Annotated in this window: 18 protein-coding genes and 2 riboswitches; of the genes, 11 read left to right on the top strand and 7 right to left on the bottom strand. The window is 64.8% G+C overall.

Features of this window, described 5'->3' with window-relative positions; genetic code table 11:
- Positions 1-1,191, bottom strand: coding sequence for an NAD(P)H-dependent flavin oxidoreductase (locus GO999_RS16140; RefSeq protein ID WP_211906398.1), 1,191 nt, complete (start codon positions 1,189-1,191; stop codon positions 1-3).
- Between the two features lie 222 nt (positions 1,192-1,413).
- Positions 1,414-1,515: riboswitch (TPP riboswitch) on the top strand.
- 93 nt (positions 1,516-1,608) lie between these two features.
- Here GO999_RS16140 and thiC point away from each other — a divergent pair.
- The 6 genes from thiC to GO999_RS16170 all read left to right on the top strand — a co-directional run bounded on the left by thiC (position 1,609) and on the right by GO999_RS16170 (position 7,472).
- Entirely contained in the window at positions 1,609-3,504 is a 1,896-nt protein-coding gene (gene thiC / locus GO999_RS16145) for a phosphomethylpyrimidine synthase ThiC (protein WP_019717361.1), read from the top strand.
- A gap of 13 nt (positions 3,505-3,517) precedes the next feature.
- A complete protein-coding gene (locus GO999_RS16150; protein WP_028860054.1) occupies positions 3,518-4,657 on the top strand; it encodes an FAD-dependent oxidoreductase in 1,140 nt (379 codons plus the stop codon).
- Positions 4,654-4,881: a sulfur carrier protein ThiS gene (thiS, locus tag GO999_RS16155; RefSeq protein ID WP_013213874.1), complete on the top strand. Its 228-nt coding sequence runs from the start codon at positions 4,654-4,656 to the stop codon at positions 4,879-4,881. Before GO999_RS16150 ends, thiS begins: the two co-directional genes overlap by 4 nt.
- 9 nt (positions 4,882-4,890) lie before the next feature.
- Positions 4,891-5,718, top strand: a complete 828-nt coding sequence (locus tag GO999_RS16160; protein ID WP_211906399.1) for a thiazole synthase — start codon at positions 4,891-4,893, stop codon at positions 5,716-5,718.
- Positions 5,715-6,866, top strand: coding sequence for a thiamine phosphate synthase (locus tag GO999_RS16165; RefSeq protein ID WP_211906400.1), 1,152 nt, complete (start codon positions 5,715-5,717; stop codon positions 6,864-6,866). The genes GO999_RS16160 and GO999_RS16165 overlap by 4 nt, the downstream gene beginning before the upstream one ends.
- 126 nt (positions 6,867-6,992) lie before the next feature.
- On the top strand, positions 6,993-7,472 hold the full coding sequence (locus tag GO999_RS16170; protein ID WP_211906401.1) for a VOC family protein: 480 nt from the start codon (positions 6,993-6,995) through the stop codon (positions 7,470-7,472).
- A gap of 171 nt (positions 7,473-7,643) precedes the next feature.
- On the opposite strand, the gene GO999_RS16175 is transcribed toward GO999_RS16170, so the two are convergent.
- Entirely contained in the window at positions 7,644-9,251 is a 1,608-nt protein-coding gene (locus GO999_RS16175) for a tetratricopeptide repeat protein (RefSeq protein WP_249215042.1), read from the bottom strand.
- Positions 9,252-9,973: 722 nt separating this feature from the next.
- Here GO999_RS16175 and GO999_RS16180 point away from each other — a divergent pair.
- Together GO999_RS16180 and GO999_RS24785 are read left to right on the top strand one after the other, a co-directional pair.
- Complete coding sequence (locus GO999_RS16180) at positions 9,974-10,792, top strand: hypothetical protein (RefSeq protein WP_211906402.1); 819 nt, start codon at positions 9,974-9,976, stop codon at positions 10,790-10,792.
- A 512-nt stretch (positions 10,793-11,304) separates the two neighbouring features.
- The gene (locus tag GO999_RS24785; protein WP_408004889.1) at positions 11,305-18,180 is read left to right on the top strand and encodes a beta strand repeat-containing protein; all 6,876 of its coding nucleotides are present in this window, start codon (positions 11,305-11,307) and stop codon (positions 18,178-18,180) included.
- Between the two features lie 201 nt (positions 18,181-18,381).
- Here the strand turns inward: GO999_RS24785 and GO999_RS16200 are convergent, their stop codons facing one another.
- The 5 genes from GO999_RS16200 to GO999_RS16220 all read right to left on the bottom strand — a co-directional run bounded on the left by GO999_RS16200 (position 18,382) and on the right by GO999_RS16220 (position 23,409).
- Positions 18,382-18,744 (bottom strand): hypothetical protein, encoded by a 363-nt coding sequence (locus GO999_RS16200; RefSeq protein ID WP_211906403.1) that lies wholly within the window; start codon positions 18,742-18,744, stop codon positions 18,382-18,384.
- 34 nt (positions 18,745-18,778) lie between these two features.
- Positions 18,779-19,684 carry a bifunctional hydroxymethylpyrimidine kinase/phosphomethylpyrimidine kinase gene (gene thiD / locus GO999_RS16205; RefSeq protein ID WP_011000067.1) on the bottom strand — a complete coding sequence of 302 codons (906 nt, stop codon included), beginning with the start codon at positions 19,682-19,684 and terminating at the stop codon, positions 18,779-18,781.
- A gap of 70 nt (positions 19,685-19,754) precedes the next feature.
- On the bottom strand, positions 19,755-20,453 hold the full coding sequence (locus GO999_RS16210) for a hypothetical protein (RefSeq protein ID WP_211906404.1): 699 nt from the start codon (positions 20,451-20,453) through the stop codon (positions 19,755-19,757).
- A gap of 81 nt (positions 20,454-20,534) precedes the next feature.
- Positions 20,535-21,938, bottom strand: coding sequence for an alkaline phosphatase (locus tag GO999_RS16215; RefSeq protein ID WP_211906405.1), 1,404 nt, complete (start codon positions 21,936-21,938; stop codon positions 20,535-20,537).
- A 19-nt stretch (positions 21,939-21,957) separates the two neighbouring features.
- Complete coding sequence (locus GO999_RS16220) at positions 21,958-23,409, bottom strand: alkaline phosphatase (protein WP_028852446.1); 1,452 nt, start codon at positions 23,407-23,409, stop codon at positions 21,958-21,960.
- Positions 23,410-23,895: 486 nt separating this feature from the next.
- On the opposite strand from GO999_RS16220, the gene GO999_RS16225 reads away from it, so the two are divergent.
- The 3 genes from GO999_RS16225 (at position 23,896) to ahcY (ending at position 26,428) form a co-directional block, all read left to right on the top strand.
- On the top strand, positions 23,896-24,207 hold the full coding sequence (locus GO999_RS16225; RefSeq protein WP_016722591.1) for a L,D-transpeptidase: 312 nt from the start codon (positions 23,896-23,898) through the stop codon (positions 24,205-24,207).
- A complete protein-coding gene (locus GO999_RS16230) occupies positions 24,204-24,755 on the top strand; it encodes a hypothetical protein (RefSeq protein WP_011000061.1) in 552 nt (183 codons plus the stop codon). Before GO999_RS16225 ends, GO999_RS16230 begins: the two co-directional genes overlap by 4 nt.
- Positions 24,756-24,804: 49 nt before the next feature.
- Positions 24,805-24,880, top strand: a riboswitch (S-adenosyl-L-homocysteine riboswitch).
- 123 nt (positions 24,881-25,003) lie between these two features.
- Positions 25,004-26,428, top strand: coding sequence for an adenosylhomocysteinase (gene ahcY, locus GO999_RS16235; protein ID WP_011000060.1), 1,425 nt, complete (start codon positions 25,004-25,006; stop codon positions 26,426-26,428).
- The last annotated feature ends 38 nt before the right edge of the window (positions 26,429-26,466 follow it).

Raw genomic sequence — 26,466 nt, forward strand, 5'->3', positions numbered from 1 at the left:
TCAGCCTGCCACGGCAGGCTCTTGCGATTGCGATTGCGATTGCGACTCGGCGAACGTCTTTTCGCCGGTCAGCAGGTAATGCATCAGCTCCCGCACCGGCCGGATCGCCTGGCCGAACGGCAGCTTCCCGGCGCCGCGGAAGAACAGCCCGCGCTCCACGTCGCCGCGCAGCGCCTGCGCCAGCTTCAGGTCGATGCAGAACTGCCCGACCTTGCCGAGCCCGTCGCGCAAGCCGCAGGTCTGCAGGCAATCGAACCCCTGCAGGCAATCGCGCACCTTGGCCTTGGCCTGCAGCGCGGTCTCGCGCGACAGGTAGCGCGACAGCCAGGGCGTCATCACGGCGCGCGCCGGCAGTCCCGCCACGCTGATGAACTCGGTGATATCGCCGTCCTCCGCGCCGGTCAGCACGCGCTTGAAGCGGGGGTGGGCATCGCCCTCTTCCGTCACCGCGAACGCGGTGCCGAGCTGGACGGCGGCGGCGCCCTTGTCGAGCCAGTGCCGGACCTTGGCATGCGAATCGATGCCGCCCGCGAGGATCAGCGGAATCTGTTCCGTGGCCAGCCCCAGCTTGACGAACAGCTCGCGGCACTCGTCCAGCACACGCGAGAACGAAAACCGCTCGTCGCTCAGATCCTCGATACGCGCCGCGCCCAGGTGCCCGCCCGCGTGCGCGGGGTGCTCGATCACCACGGCATCGGGCAGCCGCGCCTTCTTCATCCAGCGCTTGAGCACCACGCCCACGCCGCGCGCATCGGACAGGATCGGGATCAGCGCGACCTTGGGATGCTCGGCCGTCATCTCCGGCAGATCGAGCGGCAGCCCCGCGCCCATGACGATCGCATCGGCGCCGCTCTCGCACGCCTGCCGCACCAGCGCGGCATGCGATTCCACGGCCTTCATCACGTTCACGGCGATCAGGCCGTTGCCCTGGCTACCCTCGCGCGCAGCGCGGATCTCGCGGTCCAGCGCGACCAGGTTGGCGGCATTGATGGCCGCCTTGTCGTGCGACTTCTCGGTGGCGGCGGCCAGGTCGGCATGGTGGTGGCGCAGGTCGATGCTGGCGATGGTGCCGACGCCGCCCTCGCGTGCCACGGCCCCGGCCAGCCGGTGTGCCGAAATGCCCACGCCCATCCCGCCCTGCACGATGGGTACGAGGCTGCGCCCCGCGAGTGTGAACCGACGGTTCAGCATGACAAAACTCCCTCGCGGCGCTGCCGCATTGCACTAAGAAAATGGGAGTGAGCGTCGCACAGGTGAAACGGTGCGGGGTTGCGCCAAGTCAAGGCACGTCGCCTCGGTGCACCAAAGGGCACATTGCAGCGCGGTCAGGTCAGAAGTGACCCGGCGTCGCGGGTGGCATCGGGGTTTTTACCTTGGCACCGTTTGCCAGCCTGTGCTTAAATTCAGGCTCGTTGGATGAAACAGGGGTGCCGTGCGGATGGGCCGCGCGGCTGAGAGAGTCCCTTCGCACCCGATCCGGTTCGTACCGGCGTGGGAAGTTTCTTCAGAACACCGTGTACTTGGCAGCCCGTCCTTCCGGGCCTCGCCGCTCCCTCCCGGTTTCGTCCACAGCCTGCCCCGCCAGGCCACAGAATCAAGGACGAGACCATGCCCCAAGCCAAAAACGCCCCCGCCGCCTCATTCGACTCGCTGCAGACCGAGCTCGACCAGAAATTCGCCTACCCGGCCTCCAGCAAGACCTACATCGCCGGCAGCCGCCCGGACCTGCGCGTGCCGATGCGCACCATCAAGCAGACCGCCACGCGCACCGACCAGGGCGAGATGCTGAACCCGCCGATTCCCGTGTACGACACCTCGGGCCCGTACTCCGATCCCGACGTGCACATCGACCTGAAGGCGGGCCTTGCCCCGCTGCGCGCCAAGTGGATCGACGAGCGCGGCGACACCGTGGTGCTGCCGGGCCTGTCGTCGGAATACGGCCAGGCACGCGCGCATGACCCGGCCACGGCCCACCTGCGCTTTGCGCAACTGACCAACCCGCGCCGCGCCAAGCCGGGCGCGAACGTGAGCCAGATGCATTACGCGCGCCGCGGCATCATCACGCCCGAGATGGAATATGTCGCGTTGCGTGAATCGCTGAACCTGCAGGCGCTGCAAGACAAGCCCGAGTACCGCAAGCTGCTCAAGCAGCATCCGGGCTTCTCGTACGGCGCCAACCTGCCGCAGCGCCCGGAAGACATCACGCCGGAATTCGTGCGCCAGGAAATCGCCGCCGGCCGCGCCATCATCCCGGCCAACATCAACCACGTGGAGCTGGAGCCGATGGCCATCGGCCGCAACTTCCGCGTGAAGATCAACGGCAACCTGGGCAACTCGGCGGTCACCTCGTCGCTGGCCGAGGAAGTGGAAAAGATGGTGTGGTCGATCCGCTGGGGCGCCGACACGATCATGGATCTGTCCACCGGCAAGCACATCCACGAGACGCGCGAATGGATCCTGCGCAACTCGCCGGTGCCCATCGGCACGGTGCCGATCTACCAGGCGCTGGACAAGACCGGCGGCGTGGCCGAAGACCTGACGTGGGAGATGTTCCGCGACACCCTCATCGAGCAGGCCGAGCAGGGCGTGGACTACTTCACCATCCACGCCGGCGTGCTGCTGCGCTATGTGCCGCTCACGGCCGACCGCATCACCGGCATCGTCTCGCGCGGCGGCTCGATCATGGCCAAGTGGTGCCTGGCGCATCACAAGGAAAACTTCCTGTACACGCACTTCGACGAGATCTGCGAAATCATGAAGGCGTACGACGTGTCGTTCAGCCTGGGTGACGGCCTGCGCCCGGGCTGCATCGCCGACTCGAACGACGCCGCGCAGTTCGGCGAGCTGTACACGCTGGGCGAGCTGACCAAGAAGGCGTGGGAGCACGACGTGCAGGTCATGATCGAAGGCCCGGGCCACGTGCCGCTGCAGCGCGTGCAGGCCAACATGGACGAAGAGCTCAAGCACTGCTTCGAGGCCCCGTTCTACACGCTGGGCCCGCTGGTGACCGACATCGCTCCGGGCTACGACCACATCACCAGCGGCATCGGCGCGGCCAACATCGGCTGGTACGGCACGGCCATGCTGTGCTACGTCACGCCCAAGGAGCACCTGGGCCTGCCGGACAAGGAAGACGTGCGCGAAGGCATCATCACCTACAAGATCGCCGCGCATGCGGCCGACCTTGCGAAGGGCTGGCCGGGCGCGCAGCTGCGCGACAACGCGCTGTCGAAGGCGCGTTTCGAGTTCCGCTGGGAAGACCAGTTCAACCTCGGCCTCGACCCGGAAAAGGCGCGCGCCTTCCACGACGAGACCCTGCCGGCCGAAGGCGCCAAGATCGCCCACTTCTGCTCGATGTGCGGGCCGAAATTCTGCTCGATGAAGATCACGCAGGAAGTGCGCGACTACGCCGCCTCGCTCGACGCGAACGCCACCGCCGCGGAGCATGGCATGGAAGAAAAGTCGATCGAGTTCCGCAAGGCCGGCGCAAAGATTTACAGCTGACACAACCGATGCAATGCCAACCCCATTTGACGTAACGATCCTCGGCGGCGGCCTCGCTGGCCGCCTGTGTGCATGGCAACTCGCGCAGACGGGGGTACCGCCGGCGCGCATTGCCGTGGTGGAGCGCGGCGCGCGCGACGGCAGCGGCAGCGCCGCGTATGTCGCCGCCGCCATGCTGGCGCCGCTGGCCGAAGCCGCGGTGGCCGACCGCTTCGTCGTCGAACTGGGGCTGGCGAGCCTGACGCTGTGGCGCGACTGGCTGCCGATGCTGCGCACGCCGGTGTTCTTCCAGCAGGCCGGCACGCTGGTGGTGTGGCATCCGGCGGACCGCGGCGAGGCGTCGCTGTTCGCCAACCACGTGCGGGCCGCGACCCCGCCCGAGCGCATCGCCGCCGATCTGCGGGCCGTGGACGCGGAAGGCATCGGCACGCTGGAGCCGGCGCTGGCGCAGCGCTTCTCGCAAGGGCTGTATCTGGCGGGCGAAGGCCAGCTGGACAACCGGGCCGTGCTCGATGCGCTGGCGACCGAGCTGGAGGCCCTGGGCGTGCAGTTGCGCTGGAACACGGCGGTTGCCGATCCGCATCCGCAAGCGCTGGCCGCCGCCGGACTCGGCGCGCGCCTCGTGCTCGACTGCCGGGGCCTCGGCGCCAAGCCGCAATGGCCGCAGCTGCGCGGCCTGCGCGGCGAGGTGGCGCGCATCCATGCGCCCGATGTCACGCTCACGCGGCCGGTGCGCATGCTGCATCCGCGCTATCCGATCTACATCGCGCCCAAGCCGGGCCATGTCTATGTGATCGGCGCCACGGAGATCGAAAGCGACGACATGTCGCCCGTGAGCGTGCGCTCGACGCTGGAGCTGCTGTCCGCCGCGTATGCGGTGCACCCGGCCTTTGGCGAAGCGCGCGTGCTGGAGCTGTGCACGCAGTGCCGCCCGACACTGCCCGACCATCGCCCGGCGATCCGCTGGGATGGCGCGGGCACGCTGTCGGTCAATGGCCTGTACCGGCACGGCTACATGATCGCGCCCGCCGTAGCGCAGGCGGCCGTGGCCGCCGCGCACGCGCTGCTGGACGGCCGCGCCATCGATGCCCCCGCGAGCGCGTGGCCCGGACTCTTCGCCGCGCCCGCATCGCCCGAACCTGTTTTGCCATGACGCTCAACGTCACCCTCAACGACCTGTCGCTCGCGCTGCCCGCCGGCAGCACGCTGGCCGACGCCATCGCCTTCGTTACCACGACGGCCGCGCCGCAACTGCAGATCGCGCCGCCGTTCGCCGCGTCCGTCAACGGCGATTTCGTGCCCAAGGCACGGCACGCGCAGCACGCGCTGCGCAGCGGCGACCGCATTGCGCTGGTGCAGCCCGTCGTGGGCGGCTAGGAGTCCCTGATGACCACTACGAATCTTTCCGCGCTGGCCGATCCGCTGCGGCTGTATGACGAAGTCTTCGGCTCGCGGCTGCTGCTGGGCACCGCACGCTATCCGTCGCCGCAATCGCTGGAAGACGCGGTGCGCGCGTGCGGCCCGGCCATGCTGACCGTGGCGCTGCGCCGCCAGAGCGCCGGCACACCCGAAGGCGGCGCGGGCTTCTGGAAGATGCTGCGCGTGCTGGGCGTGCCCGTGCTGCCCAACACGGCCGGCTGCTACTCCGCCGACGAGGCCTACACGCTCGCGCAGATGTCGCGCGAAGTGTTCGAGACCGACTGGATCAAGCTCGAAGTCATCGGCGACGACTACACGCTGCAGCCCGACACGCTGGCGCTGCCGGCGGCCGCCGAACGCCTGATCCGCGACGGCTTCAAGGTGCTGCCGTACTGCACCGAAGACCTCGTGCTGTGCCGCCGCCTGCTCGACGTCGGCTGCCGGGCGCTGATGCCGTGGGCCGCCCCCATCGGCACCGGGCGTGGGCCGACCAACCCGTACGGCCTGCGCCTGCTGCGCGAGCGCCTGCCCGACGTGCCGCTGATCGTCGATGCCGGCCTGGGCGTGCCGTCGCACGCCACGCAGGTGATGGAGTGGGGCTACGACGGCGTGCTGCTCAACACCGCCGTCGCGCAGGCGGGCGATCCGGTGGCGATGGCGCGCGCGTTCGCGATGGCCACGCAGGCCGGCCGCCTGGCGCGGCTGTCGGGCCCGATGCCGGAGCGCGATGTCGCGCAGGCGAGCACGCCGGTGGTCGGCCTGCCGTTCTGGCATGCCGACAAGAACAGCGCATGAGCGCATCCGCCCCGCGCTTTGCCAGCGCCTGGCCGGATGCCGCCGCGCTGGCCGACCGCCTCATCGATCGCCACGCCGATGCCTTCGGCCGCGCGCCGCACGCCTGGAGCGTGACCGACCGCGCCGATGACGCCGCGACCGCCGCCGTCCTGCTGACCACCGACGCCGCGCAGGCCGACCGCGCCCGCGCCGCCGGCGCCGCCGTCGTGCTGAGCGAGGCGCGCAACGGCGAGCGCATCGACACCGTGCACGACCGCCTCGGCACCTACCGCTTCGCCGCCCCGGCGACGGGCGCGGTGTTCGACGAACGCTTCGTCGCCATGTTCGGCGCTGCACTGGCGCTGGCCTTCGAGCCGCGCGACGCGCTGTGCGTGGCGCGTGCGTGGATCGCCGAGGCCGCCGCCGATGCGCTGGCGTGGCCCGCCCGCTTCGACGCGCTGCCCCGCGTACTCGAACCTGCGCTGCCGTGCGCGGCCTCACCGGACCTCGCCTTCGCGCCCTGCCCGGCGCGGCTCGGCGTGTATGCCGTGGTGCCGGACGCGGAATGGGTCGAGCGCCTCGTTGCGCTCAAGGTGCCGACCGTGCAATTGCGCGTCAAATCGGACGACGCGCGGGCCGTCGCCGGGCAGGTGCGCCGCGCCGCCGCTGCCGCGCGCGGCAGCCAGACGCGCCTGTTCATCAACGACCACTGGCGCATTGCACTCGACGTGCATGCGCAGACGCCCGACAACGGCCTCTACGGCATCCACCTCGGCCAGGAAGACATCGACGATGCGGATCTCGCGGCCATCCGCGCGTCCGGCCTGCGCCTGGGCATCAGCACGCACGGCTACGCCGAGATGCTGCGCGTCGCCGCGCTGAACCCGAGCTACCTCGCGCTGGGCGCGGTCTTCGCCACGCCCACCAAGACCATGCCGACCGTGCCGCAGGGCCTGGGCCGGCTGTTCGCCCATGCGGCGGCGATGCGCTCGCGCGTGCCGGCACCGCCGCTCGTCGCCATCGGCGGCATCGACCTGGCTGCGATGCCGCGCGTGCTGGAGAGCGGCGTCGGCGGCGTGGCCGTGGTGCGCGCCATCACCCAGGCGGAGGATGTGCTCGCCGCCGTGCAGGCGCTGCGGGCGACGTTCGCGGCGCACGCGCGCGCCTGAGCACCGCCCGCGCCACGCCCCCCGGCCCCATCGCGCAACGGTCATCCGCCTGACCTATCCTGTTGCATGCGCCGCCGCAGCGGTCGTTGCGGCGACGCATCCCCAACCACGCTGCAGGAGGCAGACATGGCGGTCAAACCCATCCCCGAGGGTTACCACAGCGTCACCCCGTACCTGAGCATCAAAGGCGCCGACAAGGCCCTCGATTTCTACAAGCAGGCCTTCGGCGCCACCGAGATCATGCGCATGGCCGGCCCGAACGGCGCCATCGCGCACGCCGAGATCCGCATCGGCGATTCGCCGGTCATGATGGCCGACGAAATGCCTAACATGAGCTGCGCCAGCCCCGACACGCTGCAGAGCACGTCGGTCGGCCTGATGATCTATGTGAAGGATGTCGATGCGGTCTTCGCCAACGCCATCAAGACGGGCGCCACCGAAGTGCGGCCGGTGCAGAACCAGTTCTACGGCGACCGCTCCGGCACGCTGAAAGACCCGTTCGGCCACGTGTGGACGATCTCCACCCATGTGGAAGACGTGGCGCCGGACGAGATGAAGCGGCGCATGGAAAAGTGGACGCAGGAGCAGGCGGGCGCTACGGCCTGACATTCCAGCACGGCACGCATTGACTTAAGCGCGAGCGCTTGGCTCGCGCTTCTTTTTGGGGAAATGGCCGACGTGCAGCGAGAAATCCGAGAGGGGCGCCACAAGCCCCTCATGCTGAAACATCAGCCGCTTCGAGTTTCCTCGCTACTGTTGGAAGGTATGCTCCGCACGCTACAACCGACTCTTGCGAGGTGTCTTCGTAGGCTCGTTGGCACTGACTTCGGAAATAAATATGGAGGTGGTTTGTCCGATTGCGGATAGCAAATCACCTTTCCGTATACCAACCTTGTCGCTATATGTATTGGCAGCACGGTAGGCCCGAAGAATCTGCTGCTTTGCATCGGCGTGCATTCCCGAACGCCAAAGGGTCTTTGACAGCAGTATGCCAGCCTGGATGCGGCCGTCCGCTTGCCTTTCCGGAATCTGGTCAATCATGGACACTGCCTCAAGGATTGCTTTGCGGCCTTCTGCGTCAAATCCATTCTGACGCATGGACTCGCCAAGCGCCGCTATCGCCTCGACTTCCGTAACGTAGCGAGTCGTTCCCAGGTCATCCAAGATCGTGGCCGTTGCCCGCCGGTAACTATTCGCAGCATCCTTTTGCAATCCCTTCTTTACCTGCAACTCAGCAACCCGCCGCCAGACAACGATTTTCATTGACGCAAGCTTTTTTATCGGATGCTCGGCAAAGTAGCGGGCCGTTTCCAGGTCTTCGCGCTTCACAGCATCGTCGAAAACGCGCCGGTATGCCTCCAACCCGGAATCAACGTATAAAGTCTCCGAAAGCCCTGAAGCGATGGCGAGGGCCTTTTCAGGATGACCGGATCTTGCCTCTTGAACGGCCAAGGTAGAAGGGGATGGCTCCGGCAGCCTCTTGGTGTATCCAGCCTCCATGGCAACATTCGCCAATTGTTCAAGCGCCGATTTCCGCATAAGCGCCCGATCGATAGCCTTCGCAGCCGAGATACCCAGATCAACAAGTTCTGAGGCCAGCTCTTTTCTTTGGAGCCGCACGGCAACCTGGGCCAAGTCTAGGTAAGAATATGCAGAATCAGCGGTTTTCCCTGCACGCTGGAGGTGCTGCATGGCTAGCTGGATCATCCAATCCTGGTTACCTGTCGATTCGCGCGCCATGGTTTCAGTAACCCGCCGATACGCACCACTACCTTTTTCACCGATACCGCTCTCGGCACATCTTAGTGCTTCTTCAAAGACGACGCGGGATTCAGGCACCGCACCTGTCCGCGCATAGAAAAGCGCCACCCCGGTTAGGTCTCCAGACCTCGAATAGTTCGAAGACTTTCCGGATCCTTTCCTTGCCATATCGAGTGCTGCCTTGACCAACTCAGCCTTCTTCTCCGGCGGAATTGACGGAACGTCAGCAACAAGTGCTAGAAGTGCCCCGGGCTGTGAGTTCGGCGCCACGTCAGCAATTGTATCGAGGGCATCTTCGAGAAAGCCGGCCCGTGCCTGCCCTGCGGGGATGCTCCACTCAAACTTATCTACCGACCTGGCTTCCAGAAAAATCGCTCGCGACGCCTCCTTCCATTTGTTCCTGTGGATTAGTGATTCGACATTGTTTGGCTTGACCGGCGCAGATTCCGCCATGCACGAAAGTGCGATGGCGATAGTACACGAACCAAACAACATGGGGACCCACATCGGCACTGAATTCTTCACCTGAACTCCCAACAAACATGCTAAGTCGTTGCCGACTGGATTATTTACATGAACAATCGAATATAATTCACAATACTTAATTTCGATTCCATCACCCACCTCACAGCAATCATCGACATCAAAACTCGATTTCTATCTAGATTTTTTGCATTTGCAGCTCATGGCCCAAAAAAAACCCGAAAACCCACCGACTTCACGAGAGATTCATACAGCATCGCTCCAAAAATCCTTCGCTGGTATATGCGTATTTTGGCAAACAACGAGCCGATCGAAAACCGTCCCTCTGTTATCAAACCTTAATGCTCCATCCCCTATCACTGGCGCTTCCAGAATCGACTCGGCACAAAGGAAACCCTAAGAAAACACATCGACTGAAAGCGTGACTCCTCCGATCATCTCGCCCCATCACGAGTGTGCGGTGACGATTCTTCATCCAATCCGCAAGGTATGGGCATCTTTGGATTCAAGACGACCAACACTCAGGATCAACGCAACTAAGCGGAAGATAGTGTTGCTGATATTTCCGCCATCGACCGCTTGGCCGGCTCTGCATTGAGGGGAGCACATCCCCGACATCGACCTGACCAGCAGAGCCAGCGCCACCCCGATGGACGACTGGGACTCCCGCCGGACCGCCGCAGAACACGAATGCGCCATCGGATGATTAACAAAACTTCAAAAAATCAACACCACGCCATTTGAGGCATATCAGCCTCGCTGAGCGTCGTGTATAAGACACTGCCTGAAATCCACGCCCTCGATACACAACCCGTTGCACCAATCCCTTCCCATCGCACCTTGAATAACAGGAACGCTCGCCAATGAAGCTGAAGAAGAAAGTCGTCATCCCGCTGTTCATCGTATTGCTGCTGGCAACCGCCTGGACGGCCCTCTTCAAGCCTCGGCTGCTGCCCAAGCCCATTCAACGCCACCTGTTCGCGGACTGGATGATCCAGGAGGAGCGTCGGACCGATCCGGCTATCGGCCATCTTGGGGGGACTCCAGTCTCCATTCCCCGGCCCTATGCCCATTTCCTGGAGTACGACGGGGATCCGGGCTTTACCGAACCGCGGAAAGGACCGCGACCTGAGCGCACGTTTGAGTCCGGTATCCGAAGCTTTGGATTTGAGGTGCATTACCCGGATATGGAGGTGGCATCCATAACGAATCTAGACAAGCAGAAGCACGAGAGCATTTATACAACTACGTGGCTAACCGTTGGCATTAGCTCAAACAATGATTATCCCGGGCAGTATTACCCGGAAGGCCAGGTACTAGGCATAGACAATAGGCACTACAAGTACGAACGGATCAGCGCAAGTGAACACGGCTTGGAAACCTATATCCCGATCAACGTTGACCAAGAGGCACGCAAAAAGGGGGGCGGGGCAGCCAATATGTTTGATTACAACATCTATTACTACCGCAACTCATCTGGCCGAATCGATGCCTACATCACCTGCAGCAACGTGACACATGAGGCGGCTGTTTGTCGGCAGCATTTCAATCTCTTTCCTGATATGAAGGCCAGCGTAACTGTCAGCTATCGACGAGGCCTATTGAAAGATTGGCGCGAAATCCAATCCTCGATATCAAAGATCATATTCGGATTCAAGACAACCAACAATCAAAATAATTAGAAGCCATGCCAGAAAAAATCAGGAAAGACGACTTTACTCACCTAAAAGATTTGCTAGCCCACGGACAGGTGAGCGAATTTTATTTTTACCTACAAGATCGAGGCTATAGCTATGCTGGCTGGGGAGGCGGAGTTGCGCGTGAAAACAGTATCGCAGGAATTTCTGCCATCGACTACCTGACCGGCTCAGCCCTGATGGGCATGGGTGGCGAAGCTTGCTGGAATATTTCCCAATGGAAATCAGACAAGATCAAGCAGGAAATGGCAGAGGCATATCTAAACCGCCTAGACACCATTGCACAAGAAAATAAAAGACTTACTGGAAATTACGAAGCCGGCCGAGACATTCAGGCACAGGAGGTCTGGGATTTTCACAAGGAAGTTTTTAAAAACAACGGCCTAGGCATAGAAAACTGGACCCTAGACTCCGTCTTCAAAATCATCCAGCAGACCCAAGGCGACGACGCACTGGAAGCCTATTGGGAAAGCCTGCGCGACACCCAAGGCGAAGGGATGATGGCCACGCTGTTGAACATCCGCACGATGTACAACATGCACGAAAGCATCGACAGCGCCGACCCCGCCATCAGCAAACTCGCCAGAAACTGGATGGAGTTGGTACCTGGCATCTATAGTTCCGAGCAGTTCATGCGCAGCATCAAGGTGCTGCTCAGACTTCCCGACGTCAAATCCACACTGAACGCCATCGACGATCTGGTCAACCAGCTCTTCCGCAGCGTGCAATTCGACAGCGGCCGCGACCCGCTCGTGGTCGATCTGGGCAAGGGCATCCGAGCCACCGGCGTTGATGACAGCAAGGTCCTGTTCGACCTCGCCAACGCCGGCCAGAAGGAAGCGGTCGGATGGATCGCCTCCGGCGGCTTCCTCGTCAACACTGCGGATGGCCCGGTCACCAGCGGCGCCCAACTCTTTGGCGATGCCCGCGCATTGCCCGACGGATCGCTCGCCGCCAACGGCTTCCAGGCGCTCGCCCCGCTGGACAGCAACGCCGACGGCCACATCAACGCCAGCGACACCGCCTTCGGCAAGCTCGCGATCTGGACCGATACCAACCAGGACGGCATCGAGCAAGCCGACGAAGTGTTTCTGCTCAGCAAGCTCGGCATCCAAGACATCGACCTGACCAGCGAGACCAGCACCTTCCAGAACATCGGCGGCGGCAACGTCGTCACCGGCAAGGCGAAGATCACCTGGGCCGACGGCCACCAGACCGACATCGTCGAAGCCAACCTCGTCACCAACGGCTTCTACACGGTCTTCACCGATAACGTGACGCTCACACCAGAACAGGCCGCGCTGCCCTTCGTTCGCGGCAGCGGACAAGTCCGGGATACCCGGCAGGCTGCCGCACGCTCCCCAGATTTCTCGGCGATGCTGCAGCAGTACGCCGCCGCAAACACCCGTGCCGAGCAACTCGCGCTGCTGCCTGCGCTGATCGATGCATGGGCAGCCACCAGCTCGTTCAAGTCGCTCATGCAGCGCAACACCTACGCCAATGACAGCGTCAACTATGAATACGCATTCGCAGGTGTTGCGCACTACCAGTCGACCACCCTGGGCTATGACGCGCTGATAGCCAAAAGCAACTGGACCGCCGAATACAGCAAGTGGACCCATCTGGTCGACATCCTGGAGAAGTTCAACGGCCAGACGCTGTTTTCCGTCGATTCCGGCTGGATGTGGGGCCATAACCGTGCCTTCGTGTCCGCCGTCAACACGGACGGATCGACCAGTGCTTATAACGGTGCCAGCCCGCAGGCTGGTGCGCTGCTCCAAGCCACCGTGCTGCAGATATCCCTTTCCGACCAGCAGATGGCACGCCTGCAGCAAAGCTACGATGCCCTGCTGGACTCTGTCTACGGCGGCCTGGTCCTGCAGACCCGCCTGGACAAATACGTCCGCATCCTCCAGTCCGACCACCCGGCAGATGTACTCGCTGCACTACAAGCCGCGTATGACCGGAATCCAGTCAACGGCGCATCGGATGCGATCGACCTGCTCAAGTATGGCCGCGCCGCGCTGGACAAGGCCGGCGTCTCCCTGGCGCCGACGCTCCAGTCCATGGCGCAAGACCTGGACAGCCGGGGCCTGCTCTCGACCTGGCTCGCCGACAACCCGGGCATCCACTACACGGCCCCCGGCCAAGCCGCCGCTATCGGCAAGACTGGCGAACTGAACGGCCTGTTCATTCTGACCGGTCCCACCCAGAAAGCCGACCCCGTCCAGGCCAGCGCGGGACAGGGCAGCCAAGGCAACGTGTTCTTCGCGCTGCACGGCAACACCACCGTGGATGCCAGTAAGGGGGACAACCAGCAGTTCTTCGGCGGCGATGGCCCAAGCCGGTTCATTGGCGGCACCGGAGCCAACCGCTTCCAGGGCGGCGCCGGAGACATGTGGATGGATGGCCACCTCGGATCAGCCGGCACATTTACGGGCGGCAAGGGCAACGACACCATGATCGGTGGCACGGGGCTGAACATCTTCTCCGGCGGCGGTGGCGATGACGCCATCACGTCGAACGCCGACGCCGTCAGCCTCATCGATGGCGGGATAGGCAACGATACGATCCGGGTCAGCGGCGGCGGCATGGCCTCTATCGATGGTGGCGCTGGCGACGACATCATCAGAATCGATCCCTACGGGGCCTCTCAAGGTGCCGACATCATGGGCGGCACCGGCGACGACCAGATCAGCCTCGGCTACTACAGCACCACCCTACGATTCAACCGCGGTGATGGCCATGACACCGTTTCGTCCATCGCCAACGCCGGCAACAAAACCATCGTCTTCGGCCCCGGCATCAGCGCTGCTGACCTCTCCGCCACCCGCGTCGGCAACGACATGGTCCTGAGCGTCGGCGCCAATGGCGATGCCATCACCGTCACCAACTGGTTCCAGTTGGATGGCTCGAAGCGCATCGACACTGCCGTCTTTGCCGATGGCACCCGATGGAATGCCGACAACTTCCGCCGCCTCCTCACCACCGTCACCGGCACCGCCGGCGATGACACCATCAACGGCTGGCAGGGCGACGATATCCTCATCGGTGGTGACGGCAACGACACCCTAGTCGCCAATGGCGGTAACGACCAACTTTACGGCGGCGGCGGCAACGACTCCCTGCGTGTCAACGACAACGCCACCGCCTCCGTCGACGGTGGCGACGGCAACGACACCATCTCCGCTGACAGCGGCACCACCTCCACCATCTCCGCCGGCAACGGCGACGACACCGTCCAGATCGGCGCATGGGCTATGCGCACGACCATCGACGCTGGCAACGGCAACGACATCATCAACATCGATTCCTACGGGGCCTCGCAGGGCGCCGACATCACCGGCGGCACCGGCGATGACCAGATCCGTCTCGGCTACTACGGCGCCACCCTGCACTTCAATCGCGGCGACGGCCATGACACCGTCTCCTCCGCCGCCAACGCCAACAACAAGACCATCGTCTTCGGCCCCGGCATCAGCGCTGCCGATCTCTCCGCCACCCGCCTCGGCAACGACATAGTCCTGAACATTGGCACGAACGGCGACGCCATTACCGTCACCAACTGGTTCCAAGGTGACGCTTACCGGATTGACCACGCTACCTTTGCGGACGGCACCCAGTGGGACCAGAACAACTTCCGCCACCTCGTCACCACCGTAACCGGTACCGCCGGTGACGACACCATCAACGGCTGGCAGGGCGACGATATCCTCATCGGTGGTGACGGCAACGACACCCTAGTCGCCAATGGCGGTAACGACCAACTTTACGGCGGCGCCGGCAACGACTCCCTGCGCATCAACAACAACGCCACCGCCTCTGTCGACGGTGGCGACGGCAACGACATCATCTCCGCCGACAGCGGCACCACCTCCACCATCTCTGCCGGCAACGGCGATGACACCGTCCAGATCGGCGCATGGGCTATGCGCACGACCATCGACGCTGGCAACGGCAACGACATCATCAACATCGATTCCTACGGGGCCTCGCAGGGCGCCGACATCACCGGCGGCACCGGCGATGACCAGATCCGTCTCGGCTACTACGGCGCCACCCTGCACTTCAATCGCGGCGACGGCCATGACACCGTCTCCTCCGCCGCCAACGCCGGCAACAAGACCATCGTCTTCGGCCCCGGCATCAGCGCTGCCGATCTCTCCGCCACCCGCCTCGGCAACGACATAGTCCTGAACATTGGCACGAACGGCGACGCCATTACCGTCACCAACTGGTTCCAAGGTGACGCTTACCGGATTGACCACGCTACCTTTGCGGACGGCACCCAGTGGGACCAGAACAACTTCCGCCACCTCGTCACCACCGTCACCGGTACCGCCGGTGACGACACCATCAACGGCTGGCAGGGCGACGATATCCTCATCGGTGGTGACGGCAACGACTCCCTAGTCGCTAATGGCGGTAACGACCAGCTTTACGGCGGCGGCGGCAACGACTCCCTGCGTGTCAACGACAACGCCACCGCTTCCGTCGACGGTGGCGACGGCAACGACACCATCTCCGCCGACAGCGGCACCACCTCCACCATCTCCGCCGGCAACGGCGACGACACCGTCCAGATCGGCGCATGGGCTATGCGCACGACCATCGACGCTGGCAACGGCAACGACATCATCAACATCGATTCCTACGGCGCCTCGCAGGGCGCCGACATCACCGGCGGCACCGGCGACGACCAGATCCGTCTCGGCTACTACGGCGCCACCCTGCACTTCAACCGCGGCGACGGCCATGACACCGTCTCCTCCGCCGCCAACGCCGGCAACAAGACCGTCGTCTTTGGCCCCGGCATCAGCGCTGCCGATCTCTCCGCCACCCGCGTCGGCGACGACATGGTCCTGAACGTCGGCTCCAATGGCGATGCCATCACCGTCACCAACTGGTTCCAGTTGGATGGTTCCAAGCGCATCGACACTGCCGTCTTCGCCGATGGCACCCGATGGAATGCCGACAACTTCCGCCGCCTCATCACCACCGTCACCGGTACCGCCGGCGACGACGCCATCAACGGCTGGCAGGGCGACGATATCCTCATCGGTGGTGACGGCAACGACTCCCTAGTCGCTAATGGCGGTAACGACCAGCTTTACGGCGGCGCCGGCAACGACTCCCTGCGCATCAACGACAACGCCACCGCCTCTGTCGACGGTGGCGACGGCAACGACATCATCTCCGCCGACAGCGGCACCACCTCCACCATCTCCGCCGGCAACGGCGACGACACCGTCCAGATCGGCGCATGGGCTATGCGCACGACCGTCGACGCTGGCAACGGCAACGACATCATCAACATCGACTCCTACGGGGCCTCGCAGGGCGCCGACATCACCGGCGGCTCCGGCGATGACCAGATCCGTCTCGGCTACTACGGCGCCACCCTGCACTTCAACCGTGGCGACGGCCATGACACCGTCTCCTCCGCCGCCAATGCCGGCAACAAGACCATCGTCTTCGGCCCCGGCATCAGCGCTGCCGATCTCTCCGCCACCCGCGTCGGCGACGACATGGTCCTGAACGTCGGCTCCAATGGCGATGCCATCACCGTCACCAACTGGTTCCAGTTGGATGGCTCGAAGCGCATCGACACTGCCGTCTTTGCCGATGGCACCCGATGGAATGCCGACAACTTCCGCCACCTCGTCACCACCGTAACCGGTACCGCCGGCGACGACACCATCAACGGCTGGCAGGGCGACGATATCCTCATCGGTGGTGACGGCAACGACACCCTCATCTCCAACGGCGGTAACGACCAACTTTACGGCGGCGGCGGCAACGACTCCCTGCGTGTCAACAACAACGCCACCGCCTCCGTCGACGGTGGCGACGGCAACGACATCATCTCCGCCGACAGCGGCACCACCTCCACCATCTCCGCCGGCAACGGCGACGACACCGTCCAGATCGGCGCATGGGCTATGCGCACGACCATCGACGCTGGCAACGGCAACGACATCATCAACATCGATTCCTACGGCGCCTCGCAGGGCGCCGACATCACCGGCGGCTCCGGCGATGACCAGATCCGTCTCGGCTACTACGGCGCCACCCTGCACTTCAACCGTGGCGACGGCCATGACACCGTTTCGTCCATCGCCAACGCCGGCAACAAGACCATCGTCTTCGGCCCCGGCATCAGCGCTGCCGATCTCTCCGCCACCCGCCTCGGCAACGACATAGTCCTGAACATTGGCACGAACGGCGACGCCATTACCGTCACCAACTGGTTCCAAGGTGACGCTTACCGGATTGACCACGCTACCTTTGCGGACGGCACCCAGTGGGACCAGAACAACTTCCGCCACCTCGTCACCACCGTCACCGGTACCGCCGGTGACGACACCATCAACGGCTGGCAGGGCGACGATATCCTCATCGGTGGTGACGGCAACGACACCCTAGTCGCCAATGGCGGTAACGACCAACTTTACGGCGGCGCCGGCAACGACTCCCTGCGTGTCAACGACAACGCCACCGCCTCTGTCGACGGTGGCGACGGCAACGACACCATCTCCGCCGACAGCGGCACCACCTCCACCATCTCTGCCGGCAACGGCGATGACATCGTCCAAATCGGTGCCTGGTCCTTCCGGAGCACCATCGATGGCGGCGCCGGCAACGACATCATCAAGATCGACACCTACGGTGCCTCTCAAGGCGCCGACATCACCGGTGGCACTGGCGACGACCAGATCAGCCTCGGCTACTACGGCGCCACCCTGCACTTCAACCGCGGCGACGGCCATGACACCGTCTCCTCCGCCGCCAACGCCGACAACAAGACCATCGTCTTCGGCAGCGGCATCACCGCAGCCAACCTCTCCGCTACCCGCGTCGGCGACGACATGGTCCTGAATATCGGCGCCAATGGCGATGCCATCACCATCACCAACTGGTTCCAAAGCGGGCAATATCGTCTGCGCAACCTGATGTTCGCAGACGGCACGACCATTGACGCCACCGGTCTCGTCGCCACTTATAACGTCAACGCCTCAAGCGGTACCACCAAGATCCAGGCACTCACCGGCTTTGACGATAAGCCATTGGCCGACGTCATCAACTTCAAGACGGCGAATAGTCGCCAACTGTGGTTTGAACGGCAGGACGATGATCTGCTTGTGTCCGTCATCGGCAGCCACGACGTAGCCGACTTCACGGACTGGTACAGCATGTCAACTCACCAGAACCTGCAGTTGCGCGCAACAGATGGCTTATCGCTGACCGGTCAGCAGGTCGATGCACTGGTGCAGGCGATGGCACAGTTCTCGGCGCCGCCCGCAGGCCAGACCACGTTGACGCCAGAGCTACAGGACAAGCTGGCGCCAGTGATCGCCGCAAACTGGCACTGAAGCCACATTGCCGGCCACCCGATGCGGCGGCGCATGGACAAGTGGACGCAGGAGCAGGCGGGCGCTACGGCCTGAGGCATTGACTCACCGGGGCGCGGGCAAGCCCGCTCGCGCCCGTTCTCTTCTTTCCTGCAGCGTTCGCGATGCCGCCCAGCCGGATGGCCGCCGCCGCATCCGCCCGTGCGCGCAGGTCGCCCGCGCCTAAGCGCTGCCCACCGGCTGGCAGGTCACGACCACGCTGGTCACATCGGCCGTCGCGATGCCGCTACCGTTGCTCACCGCGCAGGACGCCGACGACGGCTGCGTGCCGATCGTCACCGCATAGCCGCCATTGAACGGGAGCGTCGCGGCAAACACGAACGAACCGTTGGCCGTGATCGTCAACGCATCGCGGCCATTGTCGAGCAGCACCAGCGACTGGTTGGCGGGCAGGCCGGTCACGGTGCCGCCGATGCTCAGCGTGCTGCCGATGACGGCGACAAAGCCGACGTCGCAGGCGCCCGCCAGCAGGCATAGCGCGGTGCCGGCAAGGCAGCGGGAAAACGTGACCGGGGCGGATGTCATGGTGCCTCCATCGCTGCCCGCGGCATCGGCGGAATCAGTCCGCGTCGCCCACGTCCACCGCGCGTGGCGCGGCCAGCGGGCGCGGCGCAAAGCCGTGATTCAGCGGACCGGCGCCACGGCCCAGGGCCAGGTGCCGGCCGGCGCCGATGGCGTGCAGCAGGTAATCCAGCGACAGCTCGACCGCCGCCTCCAGCGGCTCGCCGCGCGCCAGGTGCGCGGCGATGGCCGCCGACAGCGTGCAACCCGTGCCGTGCGTGTGCGGCGTGTCGATCTGGGTGTGCGTGTAGATGCGCTCGATGCCGTCGGCGGTGACCAGCACATCCTGCAGCACGCCGTCCTCGCCGGGGATGGCCACATCGGCGAGGTGGCCGCCCTTGAGCAGCACGGCGCGCGACCCCAGTGTCAGCAGATCGCGCGCGGCGGGCAGCATGTCGTCGGCGGTGCGGACCGCGCGGCCGAGCAGCGCGCTCGCTTCGGGCAGATTGGGCGTGATCAGCAGCGCACGCGGAAACAGCCATTTCGCCATGGCCTGCGCGGTGGCATCGCTGCCGAGCTGGGCGCCGCTGGTGCTGACCATCACGGGATCGACCACCAGCGCGGCGATCGGATGGCGCGCCAGCGCCGAGACGATCGCCTCGACCACCGCCGGCGAGCCCAGCATGCCGGTCTTGGCGGCATCGACACCGATGTCCTGTGCCACGGCATCGATCTGCGCGCCGACGATGTCCGGCGTGAGCGACTCGACCGCCGCCACGCCCAGCGTGTTCTGCGCCGTGACGGCGGTGATGGCCGACATGCCGTAGCAGCCGAGCGCGGCGAAGGTCTTCAGGTCGGCCTGGATGCCGGCGCCACCGCCGCTGTCCGAGCCGGCAATGGTGAGCACGCGCGGCACGTGCGAAGCGGGAGCGACAATGGCGAGCGTCGGGTCGGTGATCGTCATGGCGGAGGCGGGCTTGGGGATACCCGCACTATAGCGCCGACGCGGTCCCACCGGTGGCTCCGCCGATGCGTCAATCCATCAGGTCAGTGTAGTCCGCCGAGGGATAGCGCTGCGCGCGCGTCCACGGCGCGACGACAGGCGCGGGCAGCACCGAGACGCGCGTGAGCTTGCGCTGTGTCCCGTCGGCGTTGCGCGACTCCACCCGGCGCGGGTATTGCCCGGCGACGTCCCAGTCCACCGTGACGGTCCGCTCGCCCTGGCGGGCGCGGTAAGTCTGCACGCCCTTGTGCACCGGCCCCTCCGCCCGCATGGCCTTGAGCGAGGCCGGATCGAGCAGGTGGTACGCGGTCGCCCACGCGCCGTCGAAGCCGATGTTGCCATACTCGGCCGGCTCCACGCGATAGGCCTTCTGCTGCGCCTCGCTGACGACGCGCACGGTCAGCGCACCGTCGGCGCCGCGCTCGATCCAGCGCGGCGCGGTGTCGGTCTCGACGTGCTTGTGGCCGGCATGCGGGCTGTCGTGATCGGGATCGGCGTGGAGGGCCGCGGCCGGCAGTTCGCGTGCGATCCACACGCGGCCGCCCTGGCGGTAGACGCGCTCGGCGAAGCGGACGTCGCGCTGCACGCCGTCGGCGCCGAGCGAGGCGAGATGGTGCTCCACGCGCAGCGCGGTCATCGGTGCGGCGGGGGCCACGGGTGCATTGTCGGCGGCATGCGCGAGGCTCGCGGCCAGCAGCAGCGGCAGGATGGTCAGACGGATCGGATGCATCGCTCGGAACTCAACCGCCGGAAAGGAAAAACATGCGCATGCCACCCTATGCCGGCATGCGCGCGAAAGGAAACGCAAGCGTCAGAGACCCATGGCCGACCGGACCGCGCCGAACACCCGCGTGTTGTCCAGCGTGCCTTTCAGCGGCGCGCTGCCAGGGCCGGAGGAGAACAGCATCACGTCGCCGCCGCCGTGCGTTTCCGAGCCGGGGTTACCGAGCTGCACGCCGACATCCTGCAAGTAATCGTCCGCCGTGGTGTCGACCGCCGCGAGGTTGTCGCGCGTCGCCTTGCGCGTGTTGCCGCCGTTGCCGAACACCAGGGTGGTGTAGGGCAGGCCGTCGGCGGCCAGCTGCGGCTGGCGGGTCTTGAGGTCGGTGGACAGCCCGAGGATCGGATTGCCGCGATGCGCGTAGCCGTTGATCGTCATGGTGTGGTCGTGGTCGGCCGTGACGACGATCAGCGTGTTGCCGCGGTCGACCAGCGACAGCGCGCGCTTGATGGCCTCGTCGAAGGCGACGGTGTCTTCCAGCGCGCGCTTGGCGTTGGTGCCGTGCAGCGCGTGGTCGATGCGGCCGCCCTCGACCATCAGGAAGTAGCCGTTGCCGTTCTTCTGCAGGATGCGGATGGCCTTCTCCGTCATGTCGGCCAGGCTGGGCTCGTCCACACGCTTGTTCACGCGGTCCAGCTCATAGTTCATGTGGTCGAGATTGAACAGGCCGAGCAGCCTGGTGGTCGCGGCCGGGTCGACCGCCGCCAGCTGCGTGCCGGTCGACACGTAGGTGTAGCTGGCGGCCTGGAACTGGGCGATCAGGTCGGTGGTGTCGGTGCGCTTGCTGCCGGCCGTGCCCTGCGGCAGGAAGTGGCGGCGGCCGCCGCCCAGCAGCACGTCCAGGCCGTCCTTCAGCGCGGCGTTGTACAGCGCGTTGCCCGGCGCGCCCTGCGCGGCGATCTGGTTCTCGCCGTCGCGGTGGCAGAGGTGCGAATACGTGGCGGCCGGCGTGGCATGCGTGACGCGCGTGGTGGTCACCGCGCCGACCGACTTGCCGGCGGCCTTCGCCAGCTCCAGCAGCGTGGTCGCCGGGGTGCCGTTGCCGGCGGGGCAGGTGGTATCGGCACCGCTGACGTAGCCCTTGCCGGCGCTGTCGCTGGCCTTGGTGTCGGCCGACATCGAGATGACCTCGTTGTTCATCTTCACGCCGGTCATGTAGGCCGACATCGATGGGGCGCTGTCGGTGGTCTGCGCGTCGTTGGAGTAGGTCTTGATGCGCGCGGTGCGCTTGAGCGACTCCATGGTCAGCTGGCCGGCCTCGCCCGCCTTGTAGATGCGCGCGGCGGTGACGGTGGTCGGGCCCATGCCGTCGCCCAGGAAGAAGATCACGTTCCTGGCCTCGCCGGCCGCGCGGGCCGGGAGCACGGGCAACGCTGCGGCCGCCGCCAGCGCGAGCGCGCCGGCGCGGAGGATGCGGTTCGATTGCTTGGTCATGGCAGTGTTCCGTCGAGTGTCACAGGCCGACGGCCTGCTTGATGAGGCCGAAGACCTCGGTGTTGTCCATCACGCCCGTGAAGCGCTCCGCGCCCAGGCCGCGCGCGCCGACAAAGACATCGGTGCCGCCGTGCGTCTCGCCGCCCGCCGACGTCGGGATCACGGCTTCCTGGTGGTAGGCCTTGTCGTAGACGGCCGCGTCGGTGAGCGCGGTGCGCGCGGCCGGGCGGTTCTCGCCGGTGCCGAAGCCGAGGATGGTGTACGGATTGCCGCCCACGTCGGTGGCGGTGGCGCCGTTCACGTAGCTCTTGAGCAGGCCGAGAACGCCCGGATTGCTGTCGCTGGTGGGGCCGGTGCGCTTGGCGTAGCCGTTGAGCACCAGCGTGTGGTCGTGGTCGGCGGTGACGACGACGAGCGTGTTCTTCAGGCCCGGGTCGATCGTGCTGAGCTTGTCCAGCGCGCCGCGAATGGCGGCATCGAACGCCACCGTGTCCTGCAGGGCCTTGCGCGCCGTGGTCTCGTGCAGCGCGTGGTCGATGCGGCCGCCTTCCACCATCAGGAAAAAGCCCTTCTTCTTGGCGGCCAGCACGTCGATGGCCTTGGTGGTCATCTCGACCAGGCTCGGCTCCTTGGCCGCATCGCGGTCCAGGTCATAGGCCATGTGGCTGCTGGTGAACAGGCCCACCACCTTGCTGTCGCCGGCCGACAGCGTATCGAACTCGGCCTTGTTGCCGGCGTAGCGGTAGCCGGCCGCCTTCAGCTCGGCCACCAGGTCGCGGCCGTCGGTGCGCGCGCCGCCCGCGGCGGACGGCTGGAAGTGCTTGCGGCCGCCGCCGAACACCACGTCCACGCCATCGCCCAGCGCGGCGTTGTAGCCCGCGCCGGCCGGCACCAGCTGCGCGGCGATGGTGTTCTCGCCGTCGCGGTGGCAGATGTGCGCGTAGGTGGCCGCCGGCGTGGCATGCGTGACGCGCGTGGTGGTGACCACGCCCGTGCCGTAGCCCGCGGCCTTCATCAGCTCCAGCAGCGTCGTCACCGGCTTGCCGTTGCCGCCGGCCGGGCAGGTGCTGTCGGCGCCGGACACGTAGTCCTTGCCGCCCGCATCGAACGCCGCCGTGTCCGGCGACATGGAGATGACCTCGTTGTTCATCTTCACGCCGGTCATGTAGGCCGACATCGACGGCGCGGAGTCGGTCACCTGCGCGTTGTTGGAGAAGGTCCGCACGAAGCCGGTCTCGGGCAGCGTGTCCATGGTCAGCTCGCCATCCTCGCCCACCTTGTAGATGCGCGCGGCGGTCATGGTGGCCAGGCCCATGCCGTCGCCGAGGAAGAACACCACGTTCCTGGTCGGGCCGGTGGTGATCGCGCCGGCATCCGGCGTGGCGACGCCGGTGGAAGTGCCGTCGCTGCCGCATGCCACGAGGGCAAGCGCGGCCAGCGCGGCGACGGACAGAAGGGAAAGTCGGTGCATCGTTGGCTCCCGTTGCAATGGGCGCCACTGTGGTCAATGCATGTGGCACCACCGTGATGGTGGTTCGCCGCTTCCTAACCGGATCGAAAGGTCTGCGCGGCAACTGCTCATTGACAGATCCATAAAGCAAGGGCACCACGCCCGAGCCTGCATGCGCGATTCGCGGTCAATTCTCGGCGCCTCCATGGGCGAAACCGGCTGCCTTCTCATGACCAGCACCACGCCTCGCTGCGGGCGAACCTCTCGCGATCGAAGTTGATGAAACAAAAAATCGTCCACCATTATCATTTCACAACAATCATTATTCACCCCCATTCAGCGACGTAAAATCCTTCGCCCACAAACAAATGCGCCGAAAGAAAATCCATACCCACGCCAACAAAAAAGCCGAGCACCAAATCTCGGCCGAAGGCGCCAAGGACGCTAAAAACCATCAAAGTTAATCTGACATCGCAGATCGTTGAGGCATTTGATTCCAACAATCGGGTGTTTCGGTTTGAATGCGTCAGCGGCGATCGGGATCATCCGACCGACCGGGGTATCTTCAGAGTGCTCTGGAAGGCCGAGTCCCATCGCAGCCGCGCATACGACGTTCAAATGGACTACGCATTGTTTTTCACAAATGACGGCAAAGCCCTGCACCAATACCATGGCGTTGCCCCGCTCGCCCTGATACGCGCAGCTCGCGGCAACATCAGCGAATGGTTCGGCTCGCACGGTTGTGTTCGATTGGCCGAGGCAGACGCCAAAGCCCTGTTTGCATGGGCATCCATCGGCACCATCGTCCAGGTTTCATGATCACCGCCATGAAGCGATTTCTCATGATTGGCGTTGCCTTGCTGGTGGGATGCCTGATCGGCGCAGGGGTCGCCCATTGGGCATTCAGTGCCGCCCATCCCACGTCGCATGTTATCGATCCGGGGACGGATGCCCTCAGCATCCTTGACGAGGAAATCATGTCCATCACATACGCGACACATCGCCTGACGGTGACGGCGCAAAGAACGAAACCTGCCGATCGATTTGCCGTCCAGGTGACATTTTCGGACGGTTCGCCTGCCCGGCAGTGCATCGCCTCGCCAATGCTGAACGGGCTGTTGCCAGGCATGGCAACGCTGACTGCAAAACGGCAAATTCCATTGGATCAGGTTGCCGTGGCATTTCCGAAACCGCTTGGCAGATTGGAGTTCAGGAATCGAGAGACAGTCGAGCTCATCTCACCAGTGGAATTCCGCACCACCGCGGCGAATAGCGCCGTCCTGGCGGTTTTCTCCGGAATGGCCTTCGAGGTCGCTGCACCGATCGATTTCCAAAAGCTGGAAGCCCTATGCGCTCAACGCCACTGACACGCTCCGGCACCTGCCGCACAGCGCGGGATTCCGCTACAATCCAGCCCATTCCGAGGAGCGTTGCAACGGACCGGCATCCGCCCGGCCGCCAGGCTCGGAAGTTCAAACGGCGCTCGCACTATCGTGGCTGACACGATGGCGAGAGCGTATCCATCCGGGGCATCGGCCCCGTTCCACCGGCACCCGCGCAACCCGCGGCCGGGCGATCTCCCCAGCGTGCGGTCACCTTTTTTCCGGAGTGATCCATGAACGCTGTGACCGATCTGAAACACGACTACCTCGTCGCCGACATCAAGCTGGCCGACTGGGGCCGCAAGGAAATCGCCATCGCCGAGACCGAAATGCCGGGCCTGATGGCGATCCGCGACGAATTTGCCGCGAGCCAGCCGCTCAAGGGCGCGCGCATCGCCGGCTCGCTGCACATGACCATCCAGACCGCCGTGCTGATCGAGACGCTCAAGGCGCTCGGCGCCGACGTGCGCTGGGCCTCGTGCAACATCTTCTCGACGCAGGACCACGCCGCCGCCGCCATCGCTGCATCGGGTACGCCGGTGTTCGCGTTCAAGGGCGAGTCGCTCAAGGAATACTGGGACTTCACGCACCGCATCTTCGAATGGGCCGACGGCGGCACACCCAACATGATCCTGGACGACGGCGGCGACGCCACGCTGCTGCTGCACCTGGGCGCCAAGGCTGAGCAGGACGCCTCGGTGATCGCCAAGCCGGGCAGCGAGGAAGAAACCTTCCTGTTCGCCGCGATCAAGGAAAAGCTGGCCAAGGACGCGACGTTCTACAGCCGCAACCTCGACGCCATCAAGGGCGTGACCGAAGAGACCACCACCGGCGTGCACCGCCTGTACCAGATGGCCCAGCGCGGCGAGCTGCGCTTCCCGGCCATCAACGTCAACGACTCGGTCACCAAGAGCAAGTTCGACAACCTGTACGGCTGCCGTGAATCGCTGGTCGACGGCATCAAGCGCGCGACCGACGTGATGATCGCCGGCAAGGTGGCCGTCGTGGCCGGCTACGGCGATGTGGGCAAGGGCTCGGCGCAGGCGCTGCGCGCGCTGTCGGCGCAGGTGTGGGTGACCGAAATCGACCCGATCTGCGCGCTGCAGGCCGCCATGGAAGGCTACCGCGTGGTGACCATGGACTACGCCGCCGAGCACGGCGACATCTTCGTCACCTGCACCGGCAACTACCACGTCATCACGCACGACCACATGGCCAAGATGAAAGACCAGGCCATCGTCTGCAACATCGGCCACTTCGACAACGAGATCGACATCGCCTCGGTCGAGCAGTACCAGTGGGAAGAGATCAAGCCGCAGGTCGATCACGTGATCTTCCCCGACGGCAAGAAGATCATCATCCTGGCCAAGGGCCGCCTGGTGAACCTGGGCTGCGCCACCGGCCATCCGTCGTACGTGATGAGCAGTTCGTTCGCCAACCAGACCATCGCCCAGATCGAGCTGTGGACCGAGGCGCAGAAGGGCTCGAGCAAGTACCCGGTGGGCGTCTACACGCTGCCCAAGCATCTCGACGAGAAGGTCGCGCGCCTGCAGCTCAAGAAGCTGAACGCGCAGCTGACCGTGCTGACCGACAAACAGGCCGCCTACATCGGCGTGAGCAAGGAAGGCCCGTACAAGGCCGACCACTATCGCTATTAAGCTGCCCGCAGTATCCGCCCGCCGGTGCATCCCGCGCC

Source organism: Ralstonia nicotianae (genome assembly GCF_018243235.1).
GTDB classification, from domain to species: Bacteria; Pseudomonadota; Gammaproteobacteria; order Burkholderiales; family Burkholderiaceae; genus Ralstonia; species Ralstonia nicotianae.

Bases quoted from the DNA above. Each gene is read 5' to 3' on its own strand.
- GO999_RS16140 (WP_211906398.1), bottom strand. From the start codon at position 1,191: ATGCTGAACCGTCGGTTCACACTCGCGGGGCGCAGCCTCGTACCCATC.
- thiC (WP_019717361.1), top strand. From the start codon at position 1,609: ATGCCCCAAGCCAAAAACGCCCCCGCCGCCTCATTCGACTCGCTGCAG.
- GO999_RS16150 (WP_028860054.1), top strand. From the start codon at position 3,518: ATGCCAACCCCATTTGACGTAACGATCCTCGGCGGCGGCCTCGCTGGC.
- thiS (WP_013213874.1), top strand. From the start codon at position 4,654: ATGACGCTCAACGTCACCCTCAACGACCTGTCGCTCGCGCTGCCCGCC.
- GO999_RS16160 (WP_211906399.1), top strand. From the start codon at position 4,891: ATGACCACTACGAATCTTTCCGCGCTGGCCGATCCGCTGCGGCTGTAT.
- GO999_RS16165 (WP_211906400.1), top strand. From the start codon at position 5,715: ATGAGCGCATCCGCCCCGCGCTTTGCCAGCGCCTGGCCGGATGCCGCC.
- GO999_RS16170 (WP_211906401.1), top strand. From the start codon at position 6,993: ATGGCGGTCAAACCCATCCCCGAGGGTTACCACAGCGTCACCCCGTAC.
- GO999_RS16180 (WP_211906402.1), top strand. From the start codon at position 9,974: ATGAAGCTGAAGAAGAAAGTCGTCATCCCGCTGTTCATCGTATTGCTG.
- GO999_RS24785 (WP_408004889.1), top strand. From the start codon at position 11,305: ATGATGGCCACGCTGTTGAACATCCGCACGATGTACAACATGCACGAA.
- GO999_RS16200 (WP_211906403.1), bottom strand. From the start codon at position 18,744: ATGACATCCGCCCCGGTCACGTTTTCCCGCTGCCTTGCCGGCACCGCG.
- thiD (WP_011000067.1), bottom strand. From the start codon at position 19,684: ATGACGATCACCGACCCGACGCTCGCCATTGTCGCTCCCGCTTCGCAC.
- GO999_RS16210 (WP_211906404.1), bottom strand. From the start codon at position 20,453: ATGCATCCGATCCGTCTGACCATCCTGCCGCTGCTGCTGGCCGCGAGC.
- GO999_RS16215 (WP_211906405.1), bottom strand. From the start codon at position 21,938: ATGACCAAGCAATCGAACCGCATCCTCCGCGCCGGCGCGCTCGCGCTG.
- GO999_RS16220 (WP_028852446.1), bottom strand. From the start codon at position 23,409: ATGCACCGACTTTCCCTTCTGTCCGTCGCCGCGCTGGCCGCGCTTGCC.
- GO999_RS16230 (WP_011000061.1), top strand. From the start codon at position 24,204: ATGATCACCGCCATGAAGCGATTTCTCATGATTGGCGTTGCCTTGCTG.
- ahcY (WP_011000060.1), top strand. From the start codon at position 25,004: ATGAACGCTGTGACCGATCTGAAACACGACTACCTCGTCGCCGACATC.